The sequence below is a fragment of the Mesorhizobium sp. LNJC391B00 genome (assembly GCF_000502535.1).
Lineage (GTDB): Bacteria > Pseudomonadota > Alphaproteobacteria > Rhizobiales > Rhizobiaceae > Mesorhizobium.
Genome location: NZ_AYWI01000006.1, coordinates 128,655 through 145,829, shown reverse-complemented (window position 1 = coordinate 145,829; position 17,175 = coordinate 128,655). Strand labels below are relative to the sequence as shown.

The 17,175-nt window shown below is 61.5% G+C and carries 15 protein-coding genes and 1 pseudogene; 9 read left to right on the top strand and 7 right to left on the bottom strand.

The features are described 5' to 3' along the window. Positions 1-9 precede the first annotated feature (9 nt). The 3 genes from X750_RS148895 (at position 10) to X750_RS148905 (ending at position 2,517) form a co-directional block, all read left to right on the top strand. Positions 10-792, top strand: a complete 783-nt coding sequence (locus X750_RS148895) for a hypothetical protein (RefSeq protein ID WP_023715254.1) — start codon at positions 10-12, stop codon at positions 790-792. A 63-nt stretch (positions 793-855) separates the two neighbouring features. Next, complete coding sequence (locus X750_RS148900) at positions 856-1,734, top strand: hypothetical protein (RefSeq protein WP_023715255.1); 879 nt, start codon at positions 856-858, stop codon at positions 1,732-1,734. Positions 1,735-1,761: 27 nt separating this feature from the next. After that, positions 1,762-2,517, top strand: a complete 756-nt coding sequence (locus X750_RS148905; protein WP_023715256.1) for a hypothetical protein — start codon at positions 1,762-1,764, stop codon at positions 2,515-2,517. 36 nt (positions 2,518-2,553) lie between these two features. Here X750_RS148905 and X750_RS01000000163060 read toward each other — a convergent pair. Continuing rightward, positions 2,554-4,240 (bottom strand): annotated as a pseudogene (locus X750_RS01000000163060) (hypothetical protein). Positions 4,241-4,449: 209 nt separating this feature from the next. On the opposite strand from X750_RS01000000163060, the gene X750_RS1000000163735 reads away from it, so the two are divergent. After that, positions 4,450-5,334 carry a macro domain-containing protein gene (locus X750_RS1000000163735; protein ID WP_023702282.1) on the top strand — a complete coding sequence of 295 codons (885 nt, stop codon included), beginning with the start codon at positions 4,450-4,452 and terminating at the stop codon, positions 5,332-5,334. Continuing rightward, positions 5,319-6,263 (top strand): DarT ssDNA thymidine ADP-ribosyltransferase family protein, encoded by a 945-nt coding sequence (locus tag X750_RS1000000164590; RefSeq protein ID WP_084567151.1) that lies wholly within the window; start codon positions 5,319-5,321, stop codon positions 6,261-6,263. Before X750_RS1000000163735 ends, X750_RS1000000164590 begins: the two co-directional genes overlap by 16 nt. A 45-nt stretch (positions 6,264-6,308) precedes the next feature. On the opposite strand, the gene X750_RS148910 is transcribed toward X750_RS1000000164590, so the two are convergent. From X750_RS148910 to X750_RS148930, 5 genes are all read right to left on the bottom strand, one after another. Continuing rightward, on the bottom strand, positions 6,309-7,949 hold the full coding sequence (locus X750_RS148910; RefSeq protein ID WP_023715258.1) for an ABC transporter substrate-binding protein: 1,641 nt from the start codon (positions 7,947-7,949) through the stop codon (positions 6,309-6,311). A 58-nt stretch (positions 7,950-8,007) separates the two neighbouring features. Beyond that, positions 8,008-9,120 (bottom strand): alpha/beta hydrolase, encoded by a 1,113-nt coding sequence (locus X750_RS148915; RefSeq protein ID WP_084567150.1) that lies wholly within the window; start codon positions 9,118-9,120, stop codon positions 8,008-8,010. A gap of 3 nt (positions 9,121-9,123) precedes the next feature. After that, positions 9,124-9,801 (bottom strand): isochorismatase family protein, encoded by a 678-nt coding sequence (locus X750_RS148920; protein ID WP_023698043.1) that lies wholly within the window; start codon positions 9,799-9,801, stop codon positions 9,124-9,126. 382 nt (positions 9,802-10,183) lie between these two features. Further along, the gene (locus tag X750_RS148925; RefSeq protein WP_023698044.1) at positions 10,184-11,488 is read right to left on the bottom strand and encodes a Xaa-Pro peptidase family protein; all 1,305 of its coding nucleotides are present in this window, start codon (positions 11,486-11,488) and stop codon (positions 10,184-10,186) included. Positions 11,489-11,811: 323 nt separating this feature from the next. After that, positions 11,812-12,591: a helix-turn-helix domain-containing protein gene (locus X750_RS148930; protein ID WP_084567164.1), complete on the bottom strand. Its 780-nt coding sequence runs from the start codon at positions 12,589-12,591 to the stop codon at positions 11,812-11,814. Positions 12,592-12,774: 183 nt separating this feature from the next. Between X750_RS148930 and X750_RS148935 the strand changes: the two genes are divergently transcribed. Next, positions 12,775-13,272: a GAF domain-containing protein gene (locus X750_RS148935; protein ID WP_023698045.1), complete on the top strand. Its 498-nt coding sequence runs from the start codon at positions 12,775-12,777 to the stop codon at positions 13,270-13,272. Here X750_RS148935 and X750_RS148940 read toward each other — a convergent pair. Continuing rightward, complete coding sequence (locus X750_RS148940) at positions 13,269-14,345, bottom strand: YeiH family protein (protein ID WP_023747701.1); 1,077 nt, start codon at positions 14,343-14,345, stop codon at positions 13,269-13,271. The two genes, X750_RS148935 and X750_RS148940, sit on opposite strands and share 4 nt — an antisense overlap. Before the next feature lie 352 nt (positions 14,346-14,697). On the opposite strand from X750_RS148940, the gene X750_RS148945 reads away from it, so the two are divergent. From X750_RS148945 to X750_RS148955, 3 genes are all read left to right on the top strand, one after another. Beyond that, the gene (locus X750_RS148945; RefSeq protein ID WP_023705797.1) at positions 14,698-15,168 is read left to right on the top strand and encodes a GNAT family N-acetyltransferase; all 471 of its coding nucleotides are present in this window, start codon (positions 14,698-14,700) and stop codon (positions 15,166-15,168) included. A gap of 13 nt (positions 15,169-15,181) precedes the next feature. After that, positions 15,182-15,565, top strand: a complete 384-nt coding sequence (locus X750_RS148950; protein WP_023705798.1) for an ACT domain-containing protein — start codon at positions 15,182-15,184, stop codon at positions 15,563-15,565. 116 nt (positions 15,566-15,681) lie between these two features. After that, positions 15,682-17,115 carry an aldehyde dehydrogenase family protein gene (locus X750_RS148955; protein WP_023747700.1) on the top strand — a complete coding sequence of 478 codons (1,434 nt, stop codon included), beginning with the start codon at positions 15,682-15,684 and terminating at the stop codon, positions 17,113-17,115. The last annotated feature ends 60 nt before the right edge of the window (positions 17,116-17,175 follow it).

The window sequence follows — 17,175 nt, the reverse complement described above, 5'->3', positions numbered from 1 at the left end:
GGGCGCATCATGACTTCGGCAACATTTGCACGGCCTGAGAAATTTCAGATCGGCAGGGTCTTCAACAACAGCTTCTCCGTCATCGGCCGCAACGTCATACTTTTCGTGGGGCTTTCGGTGCTGTTTGCGGGGGTGCCGGCAGTTATTCTTCGGCTATGGACCGAATCGCGCATGCAGGCGCTCCTGACGGCCAATCCCGGCGCTGCGGCCGACCCCGCCCTGGTGTTTAGCAACATTTGGGTGACGCTCCCGGCCAGTTTCATTGCCTCCCTTTTCGTACTGGTGCTGCAGTCGGCGCTCGTGCGAGCCACAATCGAGGATTTGAACGGCAAGCGGCCGACCTTGGGCGATTGCCTGCAGATAGCCATCCGATATTTTCTGCCGACATTGGCGATCGGCCTGCTCGTCGGCCTGGGCGCAGGCCTAGCCGCGCTTGCGTTGCTGGTGCCCGGCATCATCTTGTGGCTGGGCTGGTCGGTTGCGATACCGGTTCAGATCCAGGAGCGGCTCGGCGTGTTCGGCTCGATGTCGCGCAGCCGCGCCCTGACCAAGGGCAGCCGCTGGTCGCTCTTCGGCTTGTTCCTTGTCCTGATCATCATCGGCATGGTCATCCAGGGCGCGGTGGGCGTGTTTGTCTACCTGTTTCACGACATTGTCGCTACTGTCGTGGCGGCACTGGTGCAGAGCGTGATGTCGATGTTGCTGTCGGTCGCCGCCGCGGTCAGCTATGTCGAGCTGCGCCAGGTCAAGGAAGGCACCAGCGTCGACGAACTGGCCGAGATCTTCTCGTAAGCCGACGGGTTTGCACCGCCTTGACCCGGTCAGGTCAAGGCGGGTGCCAGGGCAGGAGGCATCGTGACGTCACTTGCGCAGGACCGACCGGAAAAATTCCGCATCGGCAGGGTTTTCAGCAACAGCTTCGCGGTCATCGGCCGCAATCTGGGTTTCCTTGCTGTGGTCGTCGGACTTTTCTCAACCCTGCCCGCACTGCTGTACAACCTCTGGAACCTGTCCCGGGTCGCTACATTGGTGAACGTCGACAGCGCCGGGAACGCCGCCGCTTTCGAAACGTCGGCCATGGGAGACTACTCGGGCTTATCGATAGTCGCTTCCTTGATCATTTTCGTTCTGGCCTTGCTGGTGCAAGCGGCGCTTGTCAGGGCGGCAATCGAGGATTTGAACGGCAAGCGGCCGGTCATCGGCGACTGCATCCAGATAGCATTGCGCAGCTTCTTGCCCACGCTGGGCATAGGCATTCTGATCATTGTCACTCTGGTGGTGGCTGTTTTTGTGATGGTTTTCATCGCCTGGGTCATTCCCCCTATCGGGTGGCTGATCGGGCTTGCCCTGGCGTTTATTCCCGCTTTCATGTGGCTGATTTCCGTATCGGTTTCCGTGCCCATTGCGGTTCAGGAGCGGCTTGGCGTGTTCGGCTCGATATCGCGCAGCCGTGCCCTGACCAAAGGCAGCCGCTGGTCGATATTCTGGCTGCTGCTGATCATTGGCGTGGCGGCGATGCTCATCCAGGCGGTGTTCTCGTTGTTTTTCGGACTGGCGCTCGCCACCGCCGGCGGCGTCACCGGTGTCGGTGTCCTGGTCGGAGCGATTGGCAGCACTCTGGTGTCGACGATCTTTTCGACGATGCTGTCGGTGACCATTGCCGTCACCTATGTCGAACTGCGCCAGGTCAAGGAAGGCACCAGCGTCGACGAACTGGCGCAGATTTTTTCGTAACGGCACATCGACCGGGGTAGGGCAATCGTGACGTCGATGACGCCGGAGCAGCCAGGCAAATTTCGCATCGGCAGGGTTCTCCGCGATACGTTCGCGATTATCCGGCGCAATCCGGTGCTGTGCTTGGGAGTGGCGTTGTTCGTATACGCCTTGCCGGAGTTTGGATTTTCCTACTGGTTCTGGGTATCCGTCGGGTCGGTAGAGCCCGAATACTCGATGCGACGGTTGACGATCACGGCAATCTTCATGTTGGGCTTTTTTGTGCTGGGGGCTTTCATGCAGGCGGCATTGACGCGAGCGGCCCTGATGGATCTGCGCGGCGAACGGCCGTCGGCACGCGATTGCATCAGAACAGCCTGTGCGCTTCTGCTACCGGCAAGCGCCGCCTCGATCCTGATCACATTCGCCTTCTGGCTGGGCCTGGTACTCATCATCGTTCCCGGACTGTTGCTGCTGGCGCGCTGGTCGGTCACGACGCCGGTAATTGTCGGTGAAGGGCGTGGCGTGTTCGCCAGCATGCAACGCAGCCGCGACCTGACCAAAGGCAGCCGCTGGCCGTTGCTGTGCATCTGGCTTGTCGTGCTCGTGCCTTCAATCACCGTGGATATTTGGGCGAACGCCTTCTTTTTCTCATTTGGTCTGACACTGGGCTTTTTGCTCAACGCCCTGGTCGATACAGCCCAAGGCTTGGTGGTATCGATCGCCATCGTCGTCATGTATGTGGAGTTGCGACAGCTCAAGGAAGGCACCAGCATCGACGATCTGGCTGAGATTTTCTCGTGAGCGAACGTCGCCGATTTCGGTCGGTTGGCTGCCCTCTCAACGACAGCAGCTACGGTCCGCCTGCGGTCTCGTCCGGCACAGGCATGACGACGTGATCGCCACATCAGCCTTGGCCAGTGCTACGTCGAGCTTCTCCTGCACCCCCGGCAGTTCCACGCTCTCGCCGCGCCGCTTCAGACATTCCACCAACCCGTGCAGCGACCAGACATTGTCGGGGTGCTGGGCGCAGCGCTGGACCTTGCCGCTCAGGCCGAGGTCGTCGCGATAGACCTGCTCGGCCTCGTCAGTGTGGCCCTGGTCGAGGACCAGTGCCGCCAGCGCATGGCGCGGCGGTGCATCCAGGCCCAGGGCTCGGTGTAGGACAGATTGTCGTCGAGTTCGACGGATTGGCGCAGATGGGCGTAAGAGTCGTCATGCTGCCCCTGGTGGTAGGCCAACTCGCCATCGAGCAAGGCGGCGCCGACGGCTAGCGAGGCCCGTGCCGGGTTGCTGAGGAAGCGCCGCTCGGGCGCAATGCTCTCGACATGCCTGCGGAAATTTTCGCGCTCACGCTCGGCTGCCGCGAATTGCTTGAGCGTCGCATGGGCGACGCCCTTGGCGTAGTGCTGCATGGCGGCGGCCAGCACATAAAGTGCCGGCTCGTCCACCATCGGCTCATCGATGATCTCCTGCCAGCGGCCGAAGCGCACCTGCACATGCGATTTTATCGCATGATAGCCCTCCACTGTTTGCGTCAGCTTTGGCCGGTCCTGGATGGCGACCACGTCGCGCGTGACCAGGCTGCGCACCTTGTCAGCCGCCCACAGTGCCGGCTGGTACTGGCCAAGGAACATGCAGGTGAACATCATCAGATGCAAATCGTGGCAGCAGCCGAGCAGATAGTAGGTCGTCTCACCGGCATAGGCGAGGTAGAGGTCGTTGGCGCGCACCGCCTTTTCGCTGGCCAGCTTTGCCTTCTCGTACTCGCCGCACAGCACATGGATATGGCCCGGCATATGGTTCATGTGGCCGGCATCGGGGCACATGGTGCCGAGCCGGTCCGCCGAGCGCATGCCGCGTTCCGGCTGCGTCGACATCTCGAGCAGATGGATATGCAGGTGCAGGATCGCCGGATGCGGCGCAGTGCCGGCTTCGTCCGACAGCCGGATCGATCGCTCGCAGACCTCCAGCGCCTCCAGCACATCTAGTTCGGCGCCGGCTTGCCGGTTTTCAAATCCCACAGCCGCCGCACGGTGCGCATCATCAGCGCCTCGACGGTGAGAGCCATCACGTCATGGTCGTCGGGAAAGTCACAATAGACCTACCGCATCGCGGCGGCAGCGTAAGCATTGTCCCATTGTTCGAATTCCGCCGGCGTCACGCCATGCGGCTGCTGGAAGCGTGCGGCCAGCGCCTCGATCAGCCGCTGCTCGACGGGGCTTGCGCCCGCAGAACCAGCCCGCGCAAGCTGGACATGATCAAAGCAGCGTCGCGCGGCGCGGTTAGCCTCGTCCTTGCCGTGCTCCTTCCAGGTGAGGTTGTAAAAAGGCTCGGCGGCATAGGCGATGCCCCAATACACGAAGGCGCAATCAGGATCGGTCTCCAGCGCCTTTTCGAAGCACTTTATGCCTTCCTCATGGTTGAAGCCGTAGCACCAGTTCAGCCCGATATCGAACCAGCGCTGTGTTTCAGCCGAAGAGGTGGAGATGGGGCGGCGGTAGGTGCCGAGGTCGAAATGATCCATGCGTACATTTCTCACACATTGAAGTGCCATGGGACTAGCTGATGCTGGATATCACCGACGAGTCGCCGATAGGTGCAACACGTCGAAGTGTGTATAACCTCAGGCGGAATGCCGAGCCGCCAACGACAGCGCTGCAGAATCGTGCTAGAAACCTTGCTTAATGTTCTCTATATGTTCTCATTCGTTCTGACCTTGGGGCATCTAAGCGAATGATCACTTTTCTTGAAAGCAGCGTATTTGAATCTCCCGCGCAGACGCTGGTGAACACCGTCAACACGGTGGGTGTCATGGGTAAGGGAATCGCCAGGGAGTTCAAAAGCAGGTACCCGCGAATGTTTCGGGAGTATCGCGATCTTTGCGAGGCGCGCGCCCTTCGGATTGGCAATCTCCATCTGTGGCGATCCGACACGCGGTGGGTGTTGAATTTTCCAACTAAAACCACTTGGAAACTGCCATCGAAGATAGAGTACATCGAGCACGGTCTGCAGAAGTTCGTCGCGGCTTATAAGGACTTAGGGATCACCTCGGTTTCTTTTCCGCCTCTGGGATGCGGCAACGGCAACTTGAATTGGGAAGACGTTCGTCCTTTGATGGAACGCTATCTGGCTCGAGTAAGTATCCCCGTTTACATCCACGACATACAGGTTCCTTCGGATTTTGTAGCAGAGCACAAAGAGCGAGTAAGAATCCCGGAAGATTTTGCGGAGTTCTCTGAGGATCTAAGGAAGCTTGCCAAAGGTCACGTGTTCGCAACTTCCAAAGAGTCTCAATTCACGGTGCAGATGCAAACAGACAACTCTCTTGTTGTGGAGCATCAGTCGGGGAAGAAAGAGCGAATTGATGGGGAGTTGCTCCAAGCCTCATGGGTCAGGCTGCGAGAGAGGATACTCTCAATAGATAGTTTCTCAGACGCAAAATCACAGCGCCTAAAGAGTTACCTTTTTCCGATCCTGTCCGAGCTTCCTTATATCTGTTCGGTGAAGTCTCGAACAGGTGCTTCAACCGCATCTCGGGCAGAAGCGCTTTTCTTAGATCGCGATCAATACACTCCCTACACTGTGGCGAAACCGACGCAAGGATGGCTATTTCAATAGCGAGGGCCGATCAGCATATCGCGACCTTGGGACCTCGCCTTGATCGTTTTGCATCAAGGACGGGTTGGGGTCGGTCTCTCTATCACGCATGCCAAATCGAAGTTGCCGCAGAAATCTTGCGGGGTGGCGAGATTATATGCCGCAATGGAGTGCCCGCTTTGCTATGTGACGTCGCCAATCAGGGTGCTTTGAACAACAATCCAGCCGCTCATAACTATGTACGGTTATATTTCAGGCCCAAGAACAGATTCCATTTAAAGACCGAAGGTATAAAGGCTCGGAGTGACCCCAATAGGGCGGATCCTCATATGTGCATTCCTGTGATGTTAGTGTTTGACCTAAAATCGGTGCTCACCCTAGCGTCTAGCCGTTTTGTTGCCGGAAACTTTGCTAATTCTAATCAGATACCGAGAGACGGAGACAATCAATTTGACCAACTCAAATTTGAACATATATATCATGACTCAGCAGTCTCTCAGGACGAAATGCAACACATTCACAATATGAGAATGTCTGAGGTTGTCGTCCCCCAAAGACTGAGTCTCGCAACCCTGAATTACGTTGTGTGCAGGACGATCCATGAAGAGCGCTATCTGAAGCGGCTGCTTGGACCGGGAGCATGGAATTACAATTTCGCGGTAGAGAAAGGCGGATCAGTCTTTTTTCGTCGTGGTATGTTTATCAGTGAATTGTATACCGAAAACGGGGAATTGCATTTCGAGTTCAGATCACCTGTTTCTGCATCGAAACCCCAGTATGAGGTCAAGGTGACCTGCGGCGATCAGCATTTCCGATATGAGATAGCTCCAAGCAGATGGCGCATTCCGGCCATCGTAAATCCGAACCCCAATGCCATCTGGAAGATCGAGATAGAAGGGTGCACAGCATACGAAGGAGTAGTTCCAGCTGCTGGGCCAGTCGTCGCCTAGCTCTAATTCTGTCTTATCTACCCCGACCGGGCGACACCAATTGAATCAGCCCTCCAGCCACACCTTCTCGAAGTGCTGCTCCAGCGACTGGTGCTGTTCGCAGCCTTGCACGCCCTTGCGATAGGTGCGGTAGACCGAGCGCCAGTAGGGCTGGATGATGATGCCGGCATCGCGCAGATTCTGTTCGATCTTGGCCATGATCTCCTTGCGCTGGGCGGCGTCCGGCGTTGCCAGCGCCTTGTCGAGAAGCGTGTCGAATTCCTTGTCGGCATAGGCGCTTTCGTTCCAGGCGGCGCCCGATTTGTACGCGAGCGCCAGCACCTGGACGCCGAGCGGGCGGCCCAGCCATTCGGTTGTGGAGAAGGGGTATTTGCTCCAGTCGTTCCAGAAGGTCGCCGCCGGCAACACGGTGCGTTTGATCTTCAGGCCAGCCTCGCGCATCTGCGCGGCGATCGCGTCGCCGGTGCTCTTTTGCCATTCGATGTCGACCGAGATCAGCTCGAATTCGTGGTCGGCCTTGCCGGCTTCAGTGAGCAGTTTCTTGGCCTGATCCATGTCGCGCTTGGCCGGGCCGATATCGGCAAATTCCGGATGCATCGGGCCGACATGGTGGTTGTCGGCCGGCTTGCCGCGCCCGCCGAGGCCGAGCGCTAGAACGGCGGAATTGTCGACGGCAAGCTGGGCGGCGCGGCGCACCTTGACGTCGTCATAGGGTGCGTTGCCGACATTGAAGCGGGCAACGATGGTCGAGCCGGTGGCGATCTCGGAATTTTGCAGGCCCATCTGCTCGGTCTGCGACACGGCGTCGGAGGCGGTCTCGTGGTCGGTGTCGATCTCGCCGGATTCAAACGCCGACAGCATGGCGTTGGGGTCGGAGCCGTAATCGACCCATTTGATGCCGTCGAGGTAGAAGTCGCCCTTCCACCAGGGCTTGTCCTTGCGCTTGACCTCAGCACTTGTCTCGGCATTCCAGCTGACCAGCTCGCAGGGTCCGGTGGTGATCGCCAGTGCCTTCATCGGATCGTCGCCGCCTTCATAGGAGCGGTGCATGATCAGCGCGGGGTAGTCGGCCATGCCGGCGATCAGCGAAATGTCGGGCTTCGGCAGATTGAGCTTTACGGTGAAGTCGTCGACCTTCTCGATGCCGCCGTCGACCGGCTTCTTGGTGTCGGCATTGACCAGCGCGCCCATGCGCGCGGCGACCGAATTGCCGGCAATGGAAGCATCGCACCAGCGGTTGAGATTGTGGATGACATCGTCGGCGTTGAAGGCGTCGCCATTCGACCAGGCGATGCCCTTGCGCACATGCAGCGTCAGCGTCCTGGCGTCGTCGCTGGTTTCCCAGCTTTCGAGCAGCCACGGCTCGAAGGTGAAGTCGCGGTTCCAGCGCACCAGATATTCGTTGCAGTGGCGCGCCACATTGGACATCTCGACACCGTCGAAGGTGCGCGGATCCTTGAAACCCTTGACGTTCATGGCGACGCGCAAGGTGCCGCCGCGCTTCGGCTCCTCTGCCCGGGCGGGCGACGCGCTGAGGCCGCCCAATGCCAGTGCTCCGGCCGCGCTGACGCCGAAGCCGGCCATGATGGCGAGATATTCGCGCCGGTTGACGCCGCCCTTTGTGAAATCTTGGGCGACGGGTTTGGCCTGCGGGTGCAAATTGCGGTCGGTCAGCATGAATTTCATCGTCGTTCCCTCTTTTGTTGGGCGCCCCGACGGTCCGCCTCCGCTGGGGCGGATGCGATCATCGGGCGCCGTTGCCTGAGCAGGTGATGATAAAGCGGGCCGACCCCGGGAAATGTTCTCTTTTCCGCAATTCTTGTGCGCCACTCCGCAGAGGTAGACGGCCAATCTCCCCCCTTGTGGGGGAGATCAGCGCTTCATCGTTCTTGCCGAGCACTGCGACGGCGGCGATGGCTGCAAGCGTGCACACGAACGCCTCGCCGGCGCGCGGAACATTTTTGCGGGCACGCAGAAAACTGTGCACGAGGCGGGGCTCCTCATACCACCAGGCGCGGCCGCCTGCGGCAACGATGCGGTCGCGATAGGTCTCGCCGTCCGATGACAGCGGATCGCATTGAGCGGTGATGATGACAGTCGGCGGCAAGCCGGAGAAGTCATTGTCGCTCAGCGGCGAAAAAGTCGGGTCGTCGGGCGACTGTGCCGGTGCGGAGCGAATGGTGCGGTAGAACGCGATGTCGCGCAGCGTCAGCAGCGGTGCCTCGGCATGTTCGACATAGGAGCCGGCGCTCTCGTCGCCGCCGAGGCCGGGATAGATCAGCACCTGGCCAACCGCGCGGCGCGGGTGGCGGCGCGACGCATGGGCGACCGCGGCGGCAAGGTTGCCGCCGGCGCTTTCGCCGACGAGCACGATCGGCAGGTCCGTTGTCACCGCCGCCCATTCGAACACGGTCAGCGCGTCGTCGAAGGCGGCCGGGTGGGGATGTTCCGGCGCCAACCGGTAGCCAACCGAGACAACGTCGAAGCCGGTGCCGGCGCAGATTTCGGCGCAGATGTCGTCATGGCTGTCGAGCCCGCCAAGCACAAAGCCGCCGCCATGATAGTAAAGGATGACGGCGCGCACGGGCTTGCCCGCCATCCGATAGTAGCGGATCGGGATGGCGTGCCCTGCATCGGCGGCGATGATGCCGTCGCTGGCCGAAACCCCCTTGGGATAACCCTGATGGAAGGCGCGGCACATCGCATCATAGACCGACCTTTGCTCGGCGATCGGCAGTTCGGCGATTTCGGGTGGGAACCAGTCATTGACCAGGTCGATATAACCCCACAGTGCCGGATCGAGCAGGGTGGCGTATTTCCCCCGCCTGGCCATCTTGAGCTTGTGGACTGTGCCCATCTCTCAGAGCTCGCCGTAGAGCCGTTCGGCGTTTTCAAAGGTGAAGCGCAGCGGCACCGAGCCCTCGACCCGCCATGCATCGACGGTGTCGCCCGCCATCAGCCGGCACGCGTCTATCGTGTTGGTGACGGCGCCGCCATAGAGCCGGTTGGCAAGGTTGAGGATGGCGGTCTGGTGCATGGCGGCACTGCCGCTGCCGCATGCATCCTTGACCAGAAGCACACGAAAGCCGGATGCCACCGCGTCCTTCACGGTGGCGTCGATGCAGGCCTCGGTCCAGACGCCGGCGACGATCAGCCATTCGATGCCGCGCGCCTTGAGTTCGGTTGCGGCAGGCCCGGCGCCGAAGGCGCTGGCCTGCGTCTTGACCAGCATCGTCTCGCCGGCCGCGGGCGCCACTTCCGGGCAGATTTCCGTCAGAGGATCGCTCTTGTCAGAAAAGGCGGACTTGCCGTCGGCGTCGAGCGGATGGAACCGACGCGCCTTGGCGGTATCGACGACATAGGCCCAGTGATAGAGCGGCACGAAGTTGCGCCGCGCCGCCGCCTGCAGGCGCTGGACATTGGCAAGCACCTCGCCAAAACCTTCGACCAGATAGCGCTTGTCCTGCCGATGCTCTTCCTGGAGGTCGATGAACGCCGCGGCGACCGTGCCGCGTTTGATCGAGATGCGGCTTTTCATGCGGATAGGCCTTGGTTCGCGACCAACGCCGCCGCTCTTCTCGCAAGGGCAGCGCAAGCGATGGAGATTGGTCGTCGTCCTCCGAACTTCGTCATCCCAGGGCGAAGCAGCCGCGCAGCGGCGTCGCGGAGACCCTGGGATCCATTCCGTGACGTCGACCGTGCAGTGCAACTGTGCAGGATCTGCACCGTTGCGGCGCTCTGGAGTCCATGCCGTGACATTGGCCAAGGAATGCAGCGGAGCAGAACTTGCACCGTTGCGGCGCGGATGAGTCCCGGCATGGATCCTAGGGTCTGCGCCGCGTCGCTGCGCTCCTTGCTTCGCCCTAGGATGACGACGGGATTGGCGTTCGCGCTGGTTGCCAAGGGATGCGAAACGACCATCAAACCTGCTTCTCCAGAAACTCATCCTCGTAGGGAAAGCGCGACAGAAGTTCGGTGCCGGTGTCGGTGATCAGGATCTCGTCCTCCAGCTTGACGCCCTCGCGGCCGCCTTTCTCGCCGATATAGCTTTCCACGCTCACCACCATGCCGGGCACGACAACACCGTCGCGGCCGTAGGTTTCATAGTCCATGGCGTGCGCTATGAACGGCGTCTCGCCATGCATGCCGACGCCGTGCATCACCGAGGTATAGCGCTGGTCGACGAAACGGTCCGGGATTTTCCACGCCTTTTCGGCGATTTCGCGAAACGCCATGCCCGGCCTGACGATCGAAATGTTGTGCTGAACCTGGTCGTGCGCCATGCGGTAAAGCGATTTCTGATAGTCGGTCGGCTTGCCCGGCCCGCAGCGGAAGGTGCGCGAAAAATCGGAATAATAGCCATAGCAGCCGATCGTGTCGGTATCGAGCGCCAGAAGCTCGCCCGGCCGGATTTTGCGGCCGCTGGCCTCGTTGAACCACGGATTGGTGCGCTGGCCCGAGGTGAGCAACCGCGTCTCGATGAACTCGCCGCCCTGGCGGATCACCTCGCCATACATGATGGCGAACAGCTCGTTTTCGGAGACGCCGGGCTTGATCGCCTCGCGCACGGCATAAACAGCGGCTTCCGCGCCAGCCATCGATACCTGCAGGCATTTGACTTCCTCGGGTGTTTTCACCGCGCGCACCGCCAGGATTTCGCCCTGACAATCCCTGACGTCGCAGCCGCGCTTTTCCAGCGCCAGCGCCTGCAAATGGCTGCAGCGGTCGAGCCCGAGCTTCATCGAGCCGCCGCCATGTTTCTTCAAAAGCTCGGCGATCTCGTCGGCGAAGGGGCCGGCGGTTTCGTCGTCGCGGCCCGACACCGAAGACCATACCAGCTTGGACGGGCGCGCCTCGTCGATCGTGTCGAGCACCATCGAGACATGGTAGCTCTGCGGGTATTCGAACAGCACGATCGGCCCGTCGGTCGGGATGAAGAAATACCGCGTCGAGTTGCGCAGGAAATAGCCGAACATGTTGCGCGAGCCGGTGGCATAGCGCTGGTTGTAGGGGTCGAACAAAACGACGCCCCCATAGCCCGCCTCGCGCATCCAGCCGCGCAGTTTCGCCAGCCGACCCTTGCGCAGCGCGTCGGCATCGATGAAGGACGGCTCGGTGTCCGACAGCCACATGCCACCGGCCGAGTCAGCCGCGACCGGGTGGCGCATGCGGTCCTTGAAATCCACATCCTCGGTGCTGTCCGGGTCGAAAACGACGATGCTCATGGGTGCGCCTCCTGAAGGGCTAGACCATAGCCATGCGCCGAAAAATGTCTGTGCGAGAATCCGCAGATGTCGTGCGAAATGCCGCAAGAAGGGCATGGATACAAAGGGCAATGTTGCGATCCTTCGCGCCCCCTCTGTCCTGCCGGACATCTCCCCCACAAGGAGGGAGATTAGCAGCTTTCGCGTCCCGCTCGCCCTGCAACGTTGGTGATTGGCGAAAGCCGAGGCGACATCTGATCTCCCCCCGTGTGGGGGAGATGTCCGGCAGGACAGAGGGGGGCGCTGTCCCGCCAGCATCTCACCGCGTTAGCGCGCAGCGCCCTCTAATGCCGCCGCATCGCCTTCGGCGCGTGCCCATGCTCCTCGCGAAACGCTCGGGCAAAACTTGACATGGACGCGAAGCCGCAGGCCAGCGCCACGTCTCGCACCATCAGCGTCGAATGGGCCAACAGGTCGGCGGCGCGCCGTAGCCTGAGGCGCCGGTAATAGCCGTTGGGCGAAATGCTGAGCTCGGTGCGGAAATTGCGCTCCAGCTTGTCGGAGGAGACACCGAGCCTTGCCGCCAGCTCCGTCATGCCAAGCNGATCGACGCCGAAGGTGTTTCCGGCCGCGAGCTCGCCGCCATAATCGTTGGTGATGATCTCCAGCATCATGTCGAGGCTGCCGACGCCACCGGCCGAGGTGAAGCGTTTGCGGTCGATGACATAGAGATCGCGCCGAAGCTCGATATCCGGGAAGGCCTCCGTGAAGGCCGCCTGGCTGGTCCAGTGCAAGGTGCAAGCATGGCCGTCGAGCAAGCCGGCCCTGGCGAGGAAGAAGGCGGCGTCGGCCACCGCGCCGATATGGGCGCCGGCGCGCAGGCTCCTGCGGATCCAGGCAACCGCATCGTCCGCGACAAGCAAGTCCGCATTGCCGCCGGAGCAGACGACGATGCGGTCGACCTTCGGTGCGCTCGAGGCTGAGAATCCCGGTTGTATGACAACCCCATTGGACGCCTCGACCGTGCCCTGGTCGGCGCCGACGATCACCCAGCGGTAACAATCGCGCTTGGCCAGCACATTGGCGGCGCGCAGCGGCTCGATCACCGAACTGAACGCCATCATCGGAAAGCCGGGAAAGACCAGCACAGCGAAGGTGAGGGGACCTTCGCTCGCTGCGGGTTGCGCCCGGTCGTGTGTTTGGCTGGCACGGTCGGTATTCACAATTGTGTATTTCCTGGGAGCGTCATTGGTGGCAGACAGGAAATGTAACGGGCTTTTTGGCCCGCCGGCAATGGAGACGACGCCATGTTTGCGGCCCAGACCATCGACAGCACCGACAAGCCGGCCTTCTACCGCGAACTGGCCACCCAGTTGAAGGCGCTGCTGGAAGGCGAGAGCGACTCCGTCGCCAACGCCGCCAACACATCGGCGCTGATCTTCCAGATGGTGCCCGATCTCAACTGGGCCGGCTTCTATTTCCTGGCCTCCGACGAGGAGCTGGTGCTCGGACCGTTCCAGGGCAAGCCGGCCTGCGTGCGCATCGCCGTCGGCAAGGGCGTATGCGGCACCGCCATCGATCTCGAAATGTCGATGCTGGTCAAGGATGTGCATGAATTTGCCGGCCACATCGCTTGCGACGCCGACTCGCGCTCGGAACTCGTCGTGCTGCTGAGGGACAATGACGGCGTCTTCGGCCTGATCGACCTCGACAGCCCGGCGCCCGGCCGCTTCGACAAGGACGACCAGGCGGGCATCGAGGCGCTTGCCGCGATCTATGTCGCGGCGAGTTCGTTCGAGGATTAAGCGAACTTCACCAGCATCAGGCTGAAGCAGCCGATGAACAGGAAGGCGCAGGAGGCGAGCGCCAGCGGGCGAAGGCCGCGCGAGCGCAGCTGCGAAATGTTGGCCTGCAGACCCATGGCGGCGAGCCCCATGGTCAGCATGATGGTGGTGGCGAACGCCATGGCCGACTTCACTTCGGCCGGCACGGCAACCAGGCTGTTCAGCGCCACGACGGCGATGAAAGCGGCGACGAACCACGGCATCGGCGGCCGCGCACCGGATTGGTCGCTTGGGCGATCGCCATTGCTCTTGCGGCGCGCCATCAGGCCGAGCGCGATGACCATCGGCGCCAGCAGGGCGACGCGGGTCAGCTTGGCGACGGTGGCGATCTCGCCGGACTGGGCGCCGTTCTGGAAGCCGGCGCCGATGACCTGTGCCACCTCGTGGATCGAGGCGCCGGCCCACAGGCCGAATGCGTGCTGGTCGAGGCCGAGCACCGGCGCCAGCAGCGGAAAGCCGAGCATGGCGACGGTGCCGAACAGCGTGATCGAGGCGACGGCATAAGTGACGTCCTCGTCGCGCGCATCGGTGACGATGTTGGTGGCAACGATCGCCGAAGCGCCGCAGATCGAGGTGCCGGCGGCAATCAGCTGCGCCAGCTTGGCGTCGACGCCGATCAGCCGGCCAAGCGTAATGGTGAAGACGAAGGTCGCTCCAAGGGTCAGCGCCACGATGCCGACGCCGCCGGCGCCGATGGAGACAACCTGGCCGAGCGTCAGCTGAAAGCCGAGCAGCACGATGGCAAAGCGCAGCAGGCGCTTCTGCGAGAATGCAATGCCGGCCTTGGCGTGGGCGGGCGTGCCGAGCACGTTGGAATAGATCATGCCGGCGACGACGGCGAGGATCATCGGGCTGAACAGCGCGAAGCCGGAGACATTATGGGCCGAGAAGGCCACCCCCGTGATCATCGCCACCAGCACGATCTCGGGGATGACGCCATTCCACACGGAACCGAGCCGCTTCCGGCCCACGGCCAGATCGGCGGAAATCATGCTGATCGGAATATCGTTCGCTAGCTGGGCGGCGGAAGACAATGCAATTCTCCACGCAAGTACCTCAGGAGAATGTCATTCCAGAATCGATCTTTCCAACGAATTGTTTTTGTTGAAATGATCGATTTTTGTGAACGGTCGGCAATGCCTTCAATCTTGCCTGTGCCATGCAAACATGATGACTGGCTCGGTTATGCAGCTTGACGCTCTGCGTCTTGCACTCCAGCGTGGCGTCATGTCCATTTTCTCGCTCGCCATCGCCCAGCGACGTCGCCTCTGCACAGTGCGGAGCGGCAAGGCGCGACGACAAAGACCGGCACACTAAGTCGGTTCGTTCGTTCCAGCCCCGCCCGCGACGTCTGCCGGCGGGGTTTTCATGTCTGGAGCCTTTGCCATGTCCAATTCTTCCATCCTGTTTCGGCCGGCCCAACCGGCGGACGCTGCCGCCATCAGGGACATTGTGCGTGCCGCCTATGCCAAATGGGTGCCTCTGATCGGCCGCGAGCCGCTGCCGATGCGCGCCGACTATGACAAGGCGGTCGCCGAACATCCGTTCGATCTCGCCATCGAAAATGGCCGCATCGTCGGCATGATCGAGACCATCCTGGCCGACGATCATCTCTGGATCGAGAATGTCTGCGTCGCGCCACAGGCGCAGGGCAGGGGCATCGGCCGGCTGTTGCTGGAACGGGCGGAGCAGAAGGCGCTGGAGGCCAGCTGCTTCGAGCTGCGCCTGCTGACCAACGGCGCCTTCATGGCCAATGTGTTGTTGTACAAACGGCATGGCTATACGATCGACCGGGAGGAGCCGTTCATGAACGGCATGACGGTCTATATGAGCAAGAAACTGGGTGATGGCCGATAACAGGGAGGATCGGATGGCAGTCAGGGTCCGGTTGAAGCCGCTCACGGGGCGGTATGCGGTTTCGCGCCTCGAAGCAAAAGACAGCATTCCCGGCTGGGCGGACGGGCCGGGCTTCGTCAGCATCACCAGGACAGAGGACGAGCTTTCGGTCGTCTGCCTGCAGGATCGGGTGCCGGACGGGGTGAAGCATGACAGGGACTGGGTCGCCCTGAAACTCCAAGGTCCCTTTGCCTTCGACGAAACCGGCATCGTCCTGTCGGTGATAAAGCCATTGTCGGAAAGCGAACTCGGCATTTTTCTGGTATCCACCTTCGATGGTGACCATCTGCTCGTCAAAGCCAAGGATGAAGCCGCGGCAAGGGGGCTTCTGGTCGCGGCGGGGCACACGCTTCTGTAGCCGTAGGCTCAATCGCCCGCCCTTGCGTTTGACATCGCTCTTGCCCCATCGTTATCCCCGATACGACGATCTGGCGATCGCCCCCATCAATTCAGAAATCCCCCGAGGAGAAGCCCGTGTCACACAATCTGCAGTTCTATATCGACGGCGTGTGGGTCGATCCTGTCGTGCCCAGCACACTCGACGTCATCGACCCGTCAAACGAAGATGCTTTCGCGCAGATTTCGCTCGGCTCAAAGGCCGATGTCGACAAGGCGGTTGCGGCCGCCAAGCGCGCCTTCGAGACATTCGGCTTCACTTCGGTCGAGGAGCGCCTCGATATCCTCAACCGCATAATCGAGGTCTACAAGAAGCGCAGCGCCGATCTGGCGCTGGCCGTATCGCGCGAGATGGGCGCGCCGCGCCAGATGGCACTCGACAGCCAGGTCGGCATTGGCCTGGCACATCTGCGGAAGATGGCCGAGGTGCTGAAGTCGTTCGAATTCCGCCACGTCAAGGGCTCGTCGCTGATCGTCAAGGAGCCGATCGGGGTCGTCGGCCTGATCACGCCGTGGAACTGGCCGCTGAACCAGATCACCTGCAAGGTCGGCCCCGCCCTTGCCGCCGGCTGCACCATGGTTCTGAAGCCCTCGGAAATCGCCCCGCTCGACGCCATCATCTTTGCCGAAATCATCGACGAGGCAGGCGTTCCCAAGGGCGTCTTCAACCTCGTCAACGGCGACGGCCCGGGCGTCGACCAGGCGCTGTCCAGCCATCCCGATGTCGACATGATGTCGTTCACCGGGTCGACCCGCGCCGGCATCCTGGTCGCCAAGGCGGCCGCCGACACGGTCAAGCGCGTGCATCAGGAACTCGGCGGCAAGTCGGCCAACATCCTGTTTCCCGATGTCGATCTCGAAAAGGCCGTCAGCAAGGGCGTCGCCGGCTGCTTCAGCAACTCGGGCCAGTCCTGCAACGCGCCGACCCGCATGTTCGTGCCGCGCGACCGCCATGACGAGGCGACCGGCTACGCCAAGACGGCGGCCGAAAAATTGACCGTCGGCCCGGCCGATGCGGCCGGCACCAAGCTCGGCCCGGTGGTCAGCCAGATCCAGTTCGACAAGATCCAGGACCTGATCCAGGCCGGCATAGATGAAGGCGCCACGCTGGTCGCGGGTGGACCGGGGCGTCCGGCCGAGCTCAACCGCGGCTACTATGTCCGCCCCACCGTGTTCGCCGACGTCACATCAGACATGCGCATCGCGCGCGAGGAAATCTTCGGGCCGGTGCTGGCGATCATGCCTTACGACACAGTGGAAGAGGCGATCGGCACCGCCAACGACACTGTCTATGGGCTGGCGTCCTACATCCAGGCCAAGGATATCGAGAAGGCCCGCGAAGTCGCCGCCCGCATGCGCACCGGCACTGTCTACATCAACTATCCGCAATGGGACGCCGGCCTGCCATTCGGCGGCTACAAGCAATCCGGCAACGGCCGCGAATACGCCGAATACGGGCTGGAGGATTTCCTCGAGATCAAGGGCATCGCGGGGTATAAGGCAGCGGAGTAGGGGCTACCCCTTGGGGACCGGCAACCAGCCGGTCCCGAGGCTTCAGCTCTCAAAGGTGCG